This is a genomic window from Tunicatimonas pelagia (assembly GCF_030506325.1).
GTDB lineage: Bacteria > Bacteroidota > Bacteroidia > Cytophagales > Cyclobacteriaceae > Tunicatimonas > Tunicatimonas pelagia.
Genome location: NZ_CP120683.1, coordinates 3,102,285 through 3,116,580, shown reverse-complemented (window position 1 = coordinate 3,116,580; position 14,296 = coordinate 3,102,285). Strand labels below are relative to the sequence as shown.

17 protein-coding genes are annotated in these 14,296 nt (G+C 43.4%); 9 read left to right on the top strand and 8 right to left on the bottom strand.

The window, feature by feature from the left end; translation table 11 throughout:
* Positions 1-100: 100 nt before the first annotated feature.
* From P0M28_RS13295 to panC, 5 genes are all read right to left on the bottom strand, one after another.
* Positions 101-1,240, bottom strand: coding sequence for an acyl-CoA dehydrogenase (locus tag P0M28_RS13295; RefSeq protein WP_302210397.1), 1,140 nt, complete (start codon positions 1,238-1,240; stop codon positions 101-103).
* Between the two features lie 289 nt (positions 1,241-1,529).
* A complete protein-coding gene (locus P0M28_RS13290) occupies positions 1,530-2,234 on the bottom strand; it encodes a zinc metallopeptidase (protein WP_302210396.1) in 705 nt (234 codons plus the stop codon).
* Positions 2,235-2,348: 114 nt separating this feature from the next.
* Positions 2,349-3,377, bottom strand: a complete 1,029-nt coding sequence (locus P0M28_RS13285; protein WP_302210395.1) for a lysylphosphatidylglycerol synthase transmembrane domain-containing protein — start codon at positions 3,375-3,377, stop codon at positions 2,349-2,351.
* Between the two features lie 3 nt (positions 3,378-3,380).
* Positions 3,381-3,731 (bottom strand): aspartate 1-decarboxylase, encoded by a 351-nt coding sequence (panD, locus tag P0M28_RS13280; RefSeq protein ID WP_302210394.1) that lies wholly within the window; start codon positions 3,729-3,731, stop codon positions 3,381-3,383.
* A 48-nt stretch (positions 3,732-3,779) separates the two neighbouring features.
* Positions 3,780-4,655, bottom strand: coding sequence for a pantoate--beta-alanine ligase (gene panC / locus P0M28_RS13275; RefSeq protein ID WP_302210393.1), 876 nt, complete (start codon positions 4,653-4,655; stop codon positions 3,780-3,782).
* Between the two features lie 125 nt (positions 4,656-4,780).
* On the opposite strand from panC, the gene P0M28_RS13270 reads away from it, so the two are divergent.
* The 6 genes from P0M28_RS13270 to coaD all read left to right on the top strand — a co-directional run bounded on the left by P0M28_RS13270 (position 4,781) and on the right by coaD (position 9,456).
* Positions 4,781-5,593: a glycogen/starch synthase gene (locus P0M28_RS13270; protein ID WP_302210392.1), complete on the top strand. Its 813-nt coding sequence runs from the start codon at positions 4,781-4,783 to the stop codon at positions 5,591-5,593.
* Positions 5,577-6,911 carry a DUF4270 family protein gene (locus P0M28_RS13265; RefSeq protein WP_302210391.1) on the top strand — a complete coding sequence of 445 codons (1,335 nt, stop codon included), beginning with the start codon at positions 5,577-5,579 and terminating at the stop codon, positions 6,909-6,911. Before P0M28_RS13270 ends, P0M28_RS13265 begins: the two co-directional genes overlap by 17 nt.
* A gap of 23 nt (positions 6,912-6,934) precedes the next feature.
* Positions 6,935-7,450 (top strand): NUDIX domain-containing protein, encoded by a 516-nt coding sequence (locus P0M28_RS13260; protein ID WP_302210390.1) that lies wholly within the window; start codon positions 6,935-6,937, stop codon positions 7,448-7,450.
* A gap of 61 nt (positions 7,451-7,511) precedes the next feature.
* Positions 7,512-8,093: a hypothetical protein gene (locus P0M28_RS13255; protein ID WP_302210389.1), complete on the top strand. Its 582-nt coding sequence runs from the start codon at positions 7,512-7,514 to the stop codon at positions 8,091-8,093.
* Between the two features lie 23 nt (positions 8,094-8,116).
* Entirely contained in the window at positions 8,117-8,998 is an 882-nt protein-coding gene (locus P0M28_RS13250; RefSeq protein ID WP_302210388.1) for a DUF3822 family protein, read from the top strand.
* Between the two features lie 5 nt (positions 8,999-9,003).
* The gene (gene coaD, locus P0M28_RS13245; protein WP_302210387.1) at positions 9,004-9,456 is read left to right on the top strand and encodes a pantetheine-phosphate adenylyltransferase; all 453 of its coding nucleotides are present in this window, start codon (positions 9,004-9,006) and stop codon (positions 9,454-9,456) included.
* On the opposite strand, the gene P0M28_RS13240 is transcribed toward coaD, so the two are convergent.
* Positions 9,444-10,124 (bottom strand): NUDIX hydrolase, encoded by a 681-nt coding sequence (locus tag P0M28_RS13240; protein WP_302210386.1) that lies wholly within the window; start codon positions 10,122-10,124, stop codon positions 9,444-9,446. The genes coaD and P0M28_RS13240 overlap by 13 nt on opposite strands.
* A gap of 108 nt (positions 10,125-10,232) precedes the next feature.
* On the opposite strand from P0M28_RS13240, the gene P0M28_RS13235 reads away from it, so the two are divergent.
* From P0M28_RS13235 to P0M28_RS13225, 3 genes are all read left to right on the top strand, one after another.
* The gene (locus P0M28_RS13235; protein ID WP_302210385.1) at positions 10,233-10,625 is read left to right on the top strand and encodes a YbjN domain-containing protein; all 393 of its coding nucleotides are present in this window, start codon (positions 10,233-10,235) and stop codon (positions 10,623-10,625) included.
* Positions 10,626-10,713: 88 nt separating this feature from the next.
* The gene (locus P0M28_RS13230) at positions 10,714-11,430 is read left to right on the top strand and encodes a PspA/IM30 family protein (RefSeq protein WP_302210384.1); all 717 of its coding nucleotides are present in this window, start codon (positions 10,714-10,716) and stop codon (positions 11,428-11,430) included.
* Between the two features lie 19 nt (positions 11,431-11,449).
* Entirely contained in the window at positions 11,450-12,085 is a 636-nt protein-coding gene (locus tag P0M28_RS13225) for a DUF4178 domain-containing protein (protein WP_302210383.1), read from the top strand.
* A 73-nt stretch (positions 12,086-12,158) separates the two neighbouring features.
* On the opposite strand, the gene P0M28_RS13220 is transcribed toward P0M28_RS13225, so the two are convergent.
* Positions 12,159-13,028 (bottom strand): SDR family oxidoreductase, encoded by an 870-nt coding sequence (locus P0M28_RS13220; RefSeq protein WP_302210382.1) that lies wholly within the window; start codon positions 13,026-13,028, stop codon positions 12,159-12,161.
* A gap of 111 nt (positions 13,029-13,139) precedes the next feature.
* The gene (locus P0M28_RS13215; protein ID WP_302210381.1) at positions 13,140-14,273 is read right to left on the bottom strand and encodes a type III polyketide synthase; all 1,134 of its coding nucleotides are present in this window, start codon (positions 14,271-14,273) and stop codon (positions 13,140-13,142) included.
* Positions 14,274-14,296: the final 23 nt, after the last annotated feature.

The following is a 14,296-nucleotide window of genomic DNA, read 5'->3' as shown; positions in this document are numbered from 1 at the left end:
AATTACAAAACTTATGTAACTTTACAAATATTTTTTGGATTCTTATTCAAGAAAATGCAAATTTTATCGATTTCCATCAGAAATCTTACATACAACTTACTTATTGTATCAATTCTCGAGATATTACAATCTTCTGAATTTCGGAAGTCCCCTCGTAAATCTGAGTAATCTTAGCATCACGCATCAATCGTTCCACATGGTATTCTTTCACATAGCCGTAGCCCCCGTGTACTTGTACCGCTTCAGTGGTTACGTCCATCGCTACTTGCGAGGCAAATAACTTGGCCATTGCGCTTTGCTTAGCATAGGGAAGCCCTTGGTCTTTTAGGTCTGCTGCTTGCAAGCATAACAAGCGAGCCGCTTCAATTTGGGTTGCCATATCGGCTAACTTAAACTGGATTCCTTGATGTTGTACAAGTTCTTTTCCGAATGCTTTGCGTTCTTGAGCGTACTGTAGCGCGAATTCATACGCTCCCGAAGCAATGCCAAGGGCTTGTGCGGCAATACCGATGCGTCCGCCGTTTAGCACCGACATAGCAAATTTAAACCCAAATCCATCTTCACCAATTCGGTTGGCCTTGGGTACTTTTACATCAGTAAACATGAGTGAGTGCGTATCGGAAGCCCGAATACCCATTTTGTTTTCCTTTTTACCAACGACAAAACCTTCCGATTCGCGTTCTACTATCAAAGCATTAATACCTCGGTGCCCCTTTTCCGAATCAGTCTGGGCAATTACAATATAGACGGATGAGCTATTACCGTTTGTTATCCAGTTTTTGGTACCGTTCAGCAGATAATGATCGCCTTGGTCAATCGCTGTCGTCTTTTGAGAAGTGGCGTCGGAGCCGGCCTCAGGTTCGGATAGACAGAACGCTCCGATAATTTCTCCGGTGGCCAAACGACTAAGATATTTCTCTTTCTGCTCTTCGGTGCCGTACTGTTCAATACCCCAACAAACCAACGAGTTATTCACCGACATACAAACGGAAGCCGAAGCATCTATCTTAGATATTTCTTCCATCGCCAGCACGTAAGATTTGGTATCCATACCTCCGCCACCGTGTTTTGGATCAACCATCATCCCCATAAACCCTAACTCCCCCATTTGCCTAATCTGTTCTTTCGGAAACCGTTGCTCTTCGTCTCGTTCAATTACGCCGGGCAATAACTCTTTCTGAGCAAATTCCCGGGCTGCTTCCTGCACTGCTATGTGTTCTTCCGTTAGTGTAAAGTTCATGTCTTTCTCGATTATTCTATTGTTCAACTGCTCAATGACAAGGAGCCGTGAGCCTGGGGCGGGGCGATAGAGGTTATTACTCCCTACACCATGCTCTCAGCTCTTTGCTGCTCATTTGTCATTACTAATTATTCATTATCAATTTTCCAATGTCAATTTTCAACTAAAATAGTATGCATGACGAGTATTTTGCAATATACTGACATACTGAGATAAAAAAAAGCACCCCGATCAGCGTCAAGGTGCTACAATTATTTTGCTAATGATAAACAGTCATGGTCAGTAAACCTTAGTCACGACCTCCGAGGTAAATAGAAACCCAATAGAGCAGACCCACAATTGAGCCTAAAGCGGCTACTACATATGTCATGGCGGCCCACTTCAGGGCATCCTTCGCTTGACCATATTCATCGGGAGAAGCAATATTTTGAGCCTGAATCCAAGCCAAGGCCCGTTTACTGGCATCAAATTCTACCGGTAAGGTAACCAGCGAGAACAGCGTAATTACGGTATAACAACCAATAATTACCAGCAATGCAGTATTAAGGAAAGCGCCTTCCATCCCGAAGATGAACATTCCTCCGAAGAACATAAATAGTACGACCATATTTAGAATGCGGGCGCTTACGTTTTGTACTGGTACCATTGCGGAGCGAAACTCCAGAAAACTGTAAGCCGTGGCGTGCTGCACCGCGTGACCGCATTCGTGAGCCGCAACGGCTGCCGCGGCTGCTGAACGACCGTGATAAACCGCCTCACTCAAGTTTACTGTTTTATTAGCTGGGTTATAATGATCCGTTAATTTGCCTGGTACTGAGATAACCTCTACATCGTGAATACGATTATCCCGCAGCATCTTTTCGGCAATCTCTCGCCCAGTTAAATCAGCATTCCAACGAATCTGGGAATACTTTCTGAATTTGTTTTTCAATCGTCGGCTGACGGCAAAACTCAGGATGCCGACACCTATAAATAATATAATGTATAAAGACATGTTATTTGTATGTTAAATAAGTGTGGTTACTAACCTCATTGTTAATTTTCTACGAAAACGGAGCAGTGAAGGTTATTGATTAGAAACAAGCAATTACTTTAAAAAATTCTACTTTCAGGAAGTAGTTGCGGTCTTTATTTTACGGGAAGATAAGACTGAAACCATAAAGAACGCAAAACCACCCATAACAATGAATGAGAGGGTTTGCATCCCGTGAATTAGGGTAGCGAATAACACCCCATCGCCCTGCTCGATACCGTAGAGTAGTAAAACTCCGCTTACTAAAGCGTGGAATGTACCAATACCACCCTGCACCGGAGCCGCCATACCCAAGCTGCCCATTACTAATACGGCTAGTCCGGCACTGGCTCCTAAATTGCTGGTTTCCGGAATCGCGAAAAATACGGTATACGATACTAGGAAATACATAAACCACATACTAACCGTGGCCAGCCAAAACTGCCCTTGCTTCTTAATTTTTCCGATACTGGTCACTCCTCGGAGCACTTCGCGCAGTAAAGTTTGTGTCTTTTGAAATAATGCGTTTTGCTGCAAGCGATCCCAGAAAGCCCGGACTAAAAAGAAAGCAGTGAGTAATCCAACTGTTGCGATACCCGTAAATACGTAGATAGCAAATACCTGCTCACCCAAGTTACTAAATTTCTCCTCCCAGAATCCGGTAATAAAATCGCTGAGGCGACCAAATTCTGTAAGAAACAGTAACGCCATTAGGGCAAACAAGGATAATAAATCTACCAGACGTTCGGCAACCACGGTGCCTAGTGAGGTAGTTACCGGTACTTTATCTAATTGGCGGAGCACACCACAGCGGGTAACCTCACCCATTCGGGGAATAATAAGGTTGGCAAAATAGGCCGTAAGTACTGCCAGCAATGTACGGAACGTACGAAGATGCTGGTAGCCTAGTGGTTGCAGCATCAGATTCCAGCGGTAAGCCCGAACAATGTGGCTAACGATAAATATGACGACCGCCAAGATCACCCACTGATACTGTACTTCCCGCAACTTATTTAGTATAGCAGTAGTATCTACGTTGCGAAATACTAAGTATAGCAACCCTCCGGCAATCGCTAACGATACTACGTACTTAGCAATACTCCTAATATTCAGGGAACCCTTCATTCACTAGTAAATCAGACGATTGTTCTGGTCGGGGAAAATAATAGTAGGCTGAAACTGTTTAGCTTCTTCAATGGGCATAGAAGCGTAGGAAATAATAATTACAATATCACCCACCTGTACCTTCCGGGCGGCGGGGCCATTCATACAAACCATACCACTGCCTCGCTCCCCTCGAATTACGTACGTCTCCAGGCGTTCGCCATTGTTTACATTCACAATTTGCACTTTTTCACCCTCGATAAAATTAGCGGCATCCATTAAATCTTCGTCAATGGTAATGCTACCTACGTAGTGTAGCTCTGCCTGGGTGATTTTTACCCGATGTATTTTCGATTTTAAAACTTCAATGTTCATTATTCAGTCTCCTACTAATGGTCGACTGTTCTAACGAGCAGAACCTCATCAGTGTTCCTGCTGTGTAGATTTTGCCGGAGGTACAATTATATTATCAATCAGTCGTACATCACCCACGTAAGCTGCTACGCAAAAAGCAATTGCTCCGCTTTTATCAGCTTCTTCAATCAAGTGAAAGTCATCTATTCGTACTACCTCAAAATATTCTACCCGAATACCAGTATCGCGACTAAGCCGATCGAGTACTTGTTGTTTAATGGTAGTTAAATCGATACCAATCTCGTATTGCTGCTGAGCAAAAAGTAATGTGCGGTACAACTGGGTGGCAACTTGTTTTTCTTCTGAGCTTAACCGCTGGTTACGCGACGAAAGGGCTAATCCTGATGCTTCTCTAACGATGGGTACCGACATAATTTCTACCGAAATACAAAACTCCCGCACCATCTGACGGATAATAGCTAACTGCTGCAAATCCTTCTGCCCAAAATAAGCCCGCCGTGGCTGCACAATATTAAGCAGTTTACTCACTACCAATCCTACTCCGCTGAAGTGGCCTGGGCGGTGTTGCCCCTCCAGTATCTTGTCTAAATGTCCGAAGCTTAATTGAAGCAACTGCTGCTCTTTTTTAGGGTACATTACCTGGTTAGGTGGGCAAAATACGGCATCGCAGCCAACCTCTTCCAGAAACTTCAAGTCGTGCTCAAGAGTGCGGGGATATTTATCCAGATCATCTGGGTTATTAAACTGCGTTGGATTCACGTAAATACTGCATATAGTCAGATCGTTATTCTGCAAGGATGCTTCCAATAGTGCCCGGTGGCCGCGGTGTAGTGCCCCCATAGTGGGTACTAGCCCTATTTCTTGCTTAGCAGTTTGCTTTTGGGTGAAATTTCGTACAGAACTTACATCTTGCAGCAGTTTCATTAGTAGGGGACATCATGTACTTAAAGAGGCTAATTAACGCCTAAATGGGGGAAAAAGTGGAAATATGCTAATAATTTCGTACTTTTGTGTTTGCATTCCACTTACATTTAAAAATCCACGAAAATATGTCGAAACTCCGTATCCTTTATGTAGCTAGTGAGATTAATCCTTTTTTACAGACTTCTGAAGTGGCCGATTTCGTGCGGAAGTTGCCGCAAGGTATGCAGGAGCGAGGAATGGAAATCCGGATATTGGTGCCTCGCTTCGGGCTGATCAATGAGCGGAAGAATCGATTGCATGAAGTAGTACGCTTATCGGGAATTAATATTGCCGTAGGCGACGAAGAGAAACCACTAACCATTAAAGTGGCATCTATTCCCAATGCTAAGTTACAAGTTTATTTTATTGATAACGAGGACTACTTCCACCGCAAGTCCGTGTTCTTTGATAAGCAAAACCGATTCCACGCTGATAATGACGAACGAGCCATTTTCTTCTGCAAGGGAGTAATTGAAACGGTGAAGAAATTAGGTTGGGCCCCCGATATTGTGCATTGTAACGACTGGATGACCAGCCTTATTCCGATGTATCTGAAAACTACGTACAAAAACGATCCGCTATTTCATACTACCAAAACCGTTTTTACCGTTTACAACAACAAGTTTGAACACAAATTCAATACTGACCTCATTGAAAAGGTGAAAATGATGGATATTGAAGATAGTATGTTAGCAAATCTTCAATCAGCCGACTACGAAGGCTTCATCAAAATCGGAGTGCAGTATTCTGATGCCGTAATTAAGGCTGAAGAAGAATACAGCGAAGATTTAGTTCAGCTTTTCGATGAGTTTAATAAAGAAAAGAAAATTGACACTATTGAGCAGGGCGATGATTTATTGGACTCCTACTACAACCTTTATAATGAACTTGTTAGTTAGAAAAAAACTGGGGTGGCTATTTTGGCTCACCCCCTTTCTTTTTTCGTGTGAAAGTGAAGAAATACTCAGTTTACCTCAAGAACCCGGCGACCAAGCCTTAAGCCTTCTCTTTAAAGAAATTCCTCTTAGTTACTCCTTGGTACAGTTAGATTCAGTTGCCACCAATCGACTGCCTAACGATGATTCTTACCGCTTTTTAGCGGGTACGTATCGAAGCGAGATTTTTGGCGAAACGCAAGCAACAACGTTTGCCGAACTCGGCGTAGATACCCGTGCAGAAGTGGAAGCAGAGGACAGGTACGACTCGCTAGTTCTGATACTGGTAAACGATTACTTTTACGGCGATATAAATCAGACTACAGATCAGCGCATTGGTATTTATCCACTACTCGATACGTTGGCGCGCACTCCTTTCTACCGCACTGATGAAATTCCCTTCAGCCCAGTTGCTCTGGCCGAACTTAACTTTATTCCTAATCCCAAAGCTGATAGTGTAGCTGATACACTAAGGGTTCGGTTGGATAATGCGTTTGGTCAAGAGTTATTTGACTTGGCTCAAACTGATGCTGCTGCCTTAACTAGCGATAGTGCTTTTCGGGAGTATTTTCCCGGAATTGCTATGACTTCGCTTGCTGGAAATAGTATAATTACCGGATTTGATCCCGCTCGGTTACGATTAGCACTCTATTTTAGTGGTAATGACGAGGCTGTATCATCAGTGTATACTTTTAACGCGGAAAATGCCTTTAACAATATTGCTGCCGACCGTTCGGGTACGCCACTAGCTGGGATAACGTCGGTAAACCAACGGATGATGGCACCCGACAGCGGATTTTATTTACATTCAGGTACTGGATTGGTACCTACGCTGAGCATTCAGCCGATTATAAACTTCATCGATACGCTACGAGCCAACACCGACCAGCTGTTTCGGGTTAATCGGGTAGAGATTTATATAGGAGCAACCCCTCGAGAAGAAGGGCTGGCCGTGCCTGACCGCATAGCGGCTTTCGCTTTTGAAGATGATTTTTCACTAATCATAGACTCCGCGGTCATTAGCCAGAGACTGGTTCGTTTTCCCGTAGGATTGCAAATGGATACTGCCCCTCGGAATGGTGTGTTTTCGGTTCCGCCTACGGAATCATCGTATCAGATATTGATGACTCAGTATACGCAAAACATAATAAATGAGGCTCCGAACATAGTAACTGAATTTAGGATTCAGCCACTTCGTACCCAATTGGGCAGACGGCTAGAGGAGATTGTAGCTGAACCAGATAGCATTGTAGCTAAAGTGTTTTACACCTTGTTAGAGTAGAATAAGGCAACTTTAGTGCTACTATGCCGGAGTGGAATCACAAAGTTTACGAGCAGTTTGGTCACCAAGTGCGGGTGCGGGTTTGTGCACTCTGCTTTCGTGGTGATGAAATTCTGCTAGTCTGGCATCGGGGACTGAAAGATAACCAACATTTTGTTGCCCCACCGGGGGGCGGCGTTCAATTTGGCGAAACAGCCGAGCAAGCAATGCACCGGGAAGTGAAGGAAGAAACTGGGTTGGCGGTCGAGAAATCACAATTTTTATTCGTTTACGAACACGTAGAGCCACCATTACACGCTGTTGAGCTATTTTTTTCGGCTGAAGTATCGGCAGATGTTCCGCGAATAGGGATCGATCCGGAACTAAATTCTGATGAGCAGCTAATTCAGAAGGTAGGTTTTACCTCTCCTCAAGAGATCAGAAGCGAAATAATTAAAGGAAAAAACCAGTTTCATCAGTTAATTCGCCACTATCAGTTCCCTAAAGAGCTACTATCTTTGCGGGGGTATTTCAAATTTGATAATAAAACACGAAATTAGCGAGCTGTTGTATCTAAAGTAGTTACTGAATTTTTATATCATAATACTAAATTGCTAACCTATGAGCCTAACTAAAATTCTAACTTTTGTCTTTCTGGCAATTGCAATAGGAATCGCTTATTATCTATTTGACCGTATTAAATATAGTATTGAAGAAGAGGAACGTATTGCTGCTATTGAAGCTCAGGTGATTGACAAATTGAAGTATATCCGTGACGCTCAATTGCTGTATAAAGAGGCAAACGGGCAATATACTAGCGACTGGAACAAATTAATTAGCTTTTTAGATACTGGTGAATTATACATTGTGCAACGCCGCGAAATTACCACCTTGCTAGACTACGGAGCAGAAGAAACTACTATTGAGATAGATACTTTAGGAAGCATTCCCGTTCGGGACACCCTATACCATACTCCTATCTACAATAGTTTTAAAATAGAAAATATCGCTTCTATACCACATTCGGGACAAAAATTTGAGCTGTTCGCGGATAAAATATCCCGCAACAATGTAGAAGTAGATGTTTTTGAAGTGGTAGATATTGCACCGGTTAATCCGGAACGCCGGGGCGAAGAAAGCATTAAAGGCCCTTTGCGGGTAGGTTCGCGCACCGAAGTAACTACCGGGGGTAACTGGGAATAACTGCTGATCGACGATTATTAAATTTGGCTCACTCTACCGGAAACTATACGCTAGTACGAAGAATCAAAGATCCTCAGTTTAGTGTAGATCGCCTTGATCAGTATGCCCTGCTATTGCTAGCCGGAACGCATAACTTTCAGTTTTGCGTAGTAGATACCGATCAGCAACGCTGCCTGTTACTTGAGGATTATTCTTTCTCCGACACATTAGAAGAATTAACCGGAGCGTACCGCACCATTATTGAAGAGCATCAACTTTTGATGGCTGGCTACTGGAAAAGTGTAAAATTGGCTGTAAAGAGTCCGTACTTTACCTTAGTCCCTCGTTCGTATTTTTCACCAGAAAATCCGGGGCATTATCTTAAGCTGGCGGTCGCTCTTCCTGAGGAGAACTACTCAATATCGTACCAAATGCATGAGCAAGCTGAGGCAGCTATGGTGTTTGGAGCGAATAAAGGGCTAGTTGATCGGATTAAGAGTACCTATCCTTCGCAGGATATTCCACTAAAGTACCAGGGCAGCGTTTTTATAGAAGGTATTCGGCAGATGCCATCGGGTTCTCACTACCCGGTTATGCACCTTCACATTGACCAAGGAGCCCTGACTGTGCTGGTGATTGACAATGGCAACGTGGTTTTCTACAATAATTTTGCCTACCAGAGTCCGGACGATGTAGTAAAATATACCTTAACTGCCTTTCAGAAGTTATCGCTAGACCAAAATGATACTAAGGTAGTGGTTTGGGGCAATATCCCGCTAAAATCTGATGAGTACGCCGCTCTGTATCGTTACATTCGTCAGCTTACGCTGGGAACGAAACCTGATTTTCTGACTTTCTCTCACATGTTTGACGAAGCTCCTGACCATCAGTACTTTGATCTATACAGCCTTTACCTTACCCCGTAACTAGTATGGAACGAGTTGCTCTCTTTCCTGGCTCATTCGATCCGTTCACCTTAGGGCATGAAGATATTGTGCGACGCGGATTATCGTTATTTGATAAGATTGTAGTTAGCGTAGGGCACAATAGCAAGAAGCGCCGCTACATTCCGATAGAAACGATGCTCGGCCATATTCAGCAAACCTTTCAGGGTGAAAACCGCATTGAGGTAATTACCTACGATGAACTAACCGCTGAGTTAGCCAAACAATACCAGGCTAACTATCTATTACGTGGGCTACGCAATACTACCGATTTTGAGTACGAGAATAGTATCTCCCAAGTAAACCGCTATTTAAATACTCAACTGGAGACGGTTTTTTTAATTACCTCACCAGCTTACGCTCACATCAACTCATCAATTATTCGGGAAGTGCATCGCTACGGGGGCGACGTAAACGCTTTTTTGCCCTACGAGCTTTGATTTTCCAGTTGCTGGTAGTACTGCCGCATTACGTACCGGATAGAAAAATAAGAATCGTACAGAGCCTGATGCACTTCAGAAGTGTTCATCCAACGTACTTCTTCAATGTCTTCTTCGGTTTGGGGCTGAAGCTGACTATCATCCAGGCAGTCCATGGCGAACCAGTAGGTTTGTTTTAGATATTTTTTCTTGTTGCGAGTATAGGTGTGCCAAGTTTGACAGACTTCATTTTTAAGCTCTACCTTCACGCTACATTCTTCTTCTACTTCCCGTAACGCTCCCTCTGTAGGCGATTCACCCTTCTCTAGTTTACCTTTAGGCAAATCCCATTTGCTCAGCCGGAAAATCAGTAGAACCCTATCTTCTTTACGAACAACTCCTCCTCCTGCCTGCACGATTTTAAACTGATCTTTTACCATTGCTACAGTTTCTTCTAAATCCGCCACGGCAAAAGTGATGCTATCTAGGTTCTTTACCTTCTTCTTGCTAAAGTAATCTAAGGCATTTTTAATGTAAGTAGGGTTGGCATAATGCACCAGTACATCTTCTTTTAGCTTGGCCTCAACAATATTATTGGCTAGGGCGTTAAATGTGTAATCATAAGATGTGTCTGATAAATTCTGCACTGAAGCGAAGATAACCGGAGTGTCGTTTACAAAGAGTTTCATACCAAATAGATAATCAGCTTGTAGAATACGTGCGAAGTTATAACTTTACTCAGCAACATACGCTATATAGTATATTCACTACATTTCTAAACTAACCCATTAACTATTATGGTTGCACACTTTGATAAGGTAAAAAACTTTCTATTTGACTTAGGATTTGAGCTCCAGTCAGAAGATGCCGCTGAAGGTTTGGTGGTAATTACTGATGAAGATCGGGGTATCAGTCACCTGATTTTGGACTGCGAAGAGGATATTTTGATTCTGGAACAATACGTTTTTGACTTGAAAGATGATAGCGATGCGTCTACTCTCAAGTATTTGCTGCAAATTAACCGCTCGCTAGTACACGGGGCTTTGGTGCTTAACGATGAAAATAAAGTGATTTTTCGCGATACTCTGCAATTAGAGAACATGGACAAGAACGAATTGGAAAGTTCTATCAACGCCATTGGCCTAATGATGGCCGAGTACGCTGAAGACTTTATAAAATTTGCCTCCTGATTAGTGTTAGAGTACTATAGTGCTTAGCACTCTAATACCACAAAACTTTTATTCGTAATAAAAATACTTGACATAACATACTGTAACTATGAGCATTTTCAGAAGAATATTTAAAGTAGGCGAAGCCCAGGCCCATTCTGCTATTGATAAAATAGAAGATCCGGTAAAAATGAGCGAACAAGCAATTCGTGATTTAAAGGGTGACCTAAATAAAGCATTAGAAAGTTTAGCTGAGGTAAAGGCATTATCAATCCGCACTCGGCGCGACATGAAGAATTATCAGCAGCAATCGACCGATTACGAAAAGAAAGCGATGCTATTGCTTCAGCGGGCCGAGCAAGGACAAATTGACCCTAGTGATGCCGACCGATTAGCCACTGAAGCTCTGAGCCGAAAAGAGCAAGCCGAGCGTCAGTTTACGCAAACCCAGGCGGAAGTACAGAAGTACGATAATATGACGGCGAATTTGGAAGCCAAAGTAAACGACCTGAAGGGACAGATTTCTACCTGGGAAAATGAGATTAAAACCCTAAAAGCCCGGGCTAAAGTGAGTACCGCTACTAAAAAGCTAAACAAGCAGCTAGCAGGTATCGACTCTTCCAGCACAGTAGCCATGCTTGAGCGTATGAAAGCTAAAGTGGAAGAAGAAGAATCATTAGCTGAATCGTACGGTGAGATTGCCGCCGCTCCTAAATCACTAGATGATGAAATTGACAAGGCCATTGGTAGCGGTGGTGGTTCCGATAAGCTGAAAGAACTGAAAGCCCGCATGGGAATTACTGAAAACAAACAATTAGGAGAGTAGTCCCCACCCGCCGGTTTTTATGGATATGAACGCCGTCATAATTTTTTCATTGGTTCTAATTGGAATAGCTGTGTACTTCTGGCAGAAAAATAAAAAAGATAAAAAGTTAGAGAATGGGCAAGATAATTCTTCTCAGGAATTACACCTAGAGAATGTTCGCCCGGGTGGACTAATTCACTTGATGAATGTTGGCCCGCTAATGGAGGAGTTTGATGTAAGCATCCTTTCTCGTGGCGTATATCGCGCCGGGCAAAATGATGAGTGGTATGAGCTAGAAGGGGAAGCCGCCAAAGGTAAAGTTTGGATTACGCTGGAGTATGATGACGGACTAGATGTAACATTAGCGACCCGCAAACTAAAGCTGCGTGACATACCTGTGAACCGAAGCGATTTAGATACGATGGATGAAAATGGTGACGGCGAATTTGAGTTTGAAGGAAAAACCTATTATTACGAAGTTTCCAGCGAAGCTTCCTATTTCCCCGATGGGAAAATCTCACCTGATAACGAATCTTTCTTTTATTACTGGGAATTTGAAACTGATGACAGCGACGAGTTCATCACGATTGAAGAGTGGGAAAACGGTCGCTTTGAAGTTACACTATCCCACCCCATTAAAGAATCTCAGGTAAAAATCTTTAGTCTGGGACAATAGCATAATGATGAATGAGTAATGATTGATGACATTATCAAATTAGTCATTATTCATTCATCATCAATCATTATTTTCATCCCTTCTTCCTCGCTTTCTCTAATTGATCCCACATCTCAGAGGGGATTTCGTCCAGATGATTAAATTCTCCGGCGCCTTGTAGCCACTCGCCGCCATCAATGGTAATTACTTCTCCGTTCACGAAGCTACTGTAGTCGGACATAAGGTAGGCCGCCAGATTGGCTAACTCCTGATGATCGCCTACCCGCTTGAGCGGATTATTCTTGGCTGGATCAAATTTTTCCACCAAGTCGCCCGGTAGGAGTCGGCTCCAGGCACCTTCGGTGGGGAATGGACCAGGAGCGATAGCATTGGAACGGATGTTATACTTGCCCCATTCTACCGCTAGCGAGCGGGTCAGTGCCAGCACTCCGGCTTTTCCACAGGCTGAAGGAACCACGTAGCCGGAGCCTGTCCAGGCGTAGGTAGTTACGATGTTGAGCATGGTGGCCGGTTGCTGCTTCTCAATCCAGTATTTACCAAACGCTAGTGCATAGTTGTAGGTGCCTCTCAATACAATATCCACCACAATATCGAATGCCCGGTGCGATAGTCGCTCAGTAGGGCTGATAAAGTTTCCCGCAGCGTTGTTGATTAGACCATCAACCCGCCCAAACTTATCAAGCGTTTTCTTTAAAACCGTTTCTATTTCTTCGTATTTACGAACATCGCAGGCGATCGGCAGCACCGTACCTCCGGTGGCTTCTTCTAGTTCTTTAGCGGTTTGATCTAATACATCTTGTTTCCGGCTGGCGATTACCACCTTGGCTCCTAACTTAAGAAAATAGGTAGTCATGGATTTTCCCAATCCGGTACCACCACCAGTAACTACAATTACTTTATCAGCCAGTGCGTCATCTCTCAGCATTCCTTCGGTGTTCATCATATTTTTGGGTTTTTAGCATGAAAAGATAAAGGTAGTAATCAAACAGTTGCTAACCTTAGAGATAATAAGAACAATTAAAATCCCCCTACCCCCTTTCATAAAGGGGGAACCTCAAAATGTTTCTACTCGTAATAACATACTCTCCAGCGTCAAACCAGGGCCGAAGGCCAATCCGAGGACGGATTTATCGTTATCAGCTACGGTTAAATCTTGATGCAGGGCTTTAAGCACGAATAAAATAGTGGCTGACGACATGTTTCCGTACTGTTGCAATATTTGATAAGCGAAGCGATTATCGGCCTTTTCCATAGATAGCGCTTGCTCAATTACCTGCAAAATCCGTTTACCACCGGGATGAATTGCGTAGAAATCGGGTTTTTCTTGAACATCGAGGCTTGCCTCATCAACACTCCAACTAAGTTGGTTCATTAACTGTTGAGTTAGCTGGTAAATCCCCTGTTTAATTGCTTCAGGTACATAAGCGGATAACTTCATCTCGAAGCCATAATTTCCAATTTGCCAAGCCATTTCTTGACTAGCCTCTGGTACCAAATCACAGTAGAATTGCTCTAATGAGAACTGTATGGCATTGTCAAATTTTTGCCTGGTAACCAACGCAGCGGATGATCCGTCAGCAAATAGCGCATTAGCCAGTAAATTATCTTCATCCTTACCCTTCTGAAAATGTAGGGTGCAAAGCTCCGTACAAACCATGAGTACATTAGCATTGGTATCAGCCCGAACAATACTATCAGCCACTTTTAGCGCATTGAATGCCGCGTAACAACCCATAAAATTAATCGCAGTACGCTGCACCTGATGCGATAGTCCCAGTTGATGAATAAGCTCAATGTCCACGCCAGGGGCATACATTCCGGTACAGCTTACAAAAATCAGGTGGGTTATTTCTTTCGGGTTAAACTGGGGCAGTTGCTGTAAGCAGTTTTTAGCTGAACGATAGCTCAATGACAGGGCTTCTCGTTCGTAGACATCCATCCGCTGTTTAATAGTGGGGAAGGGTTCCAGGTTGGGTGCATCAGGGTAAAATGAACGACGGTTAATATTACTGTAGTCGCTTAGCACAGAATGCCGATAATGGATACCGGATGCTCGATACAGAGCATACAAACGCTGCCTTTCGGCTGGGTTTAGCTGAAGGATATTCGCCATAAAATTGGCGATTTCGGTTTGTGGGGTACGATATTTAGGTACAGCAGTACCGAGGGCAGCAACGTAGCTTTTCATCGATTATAAAAGCTAAAAATACA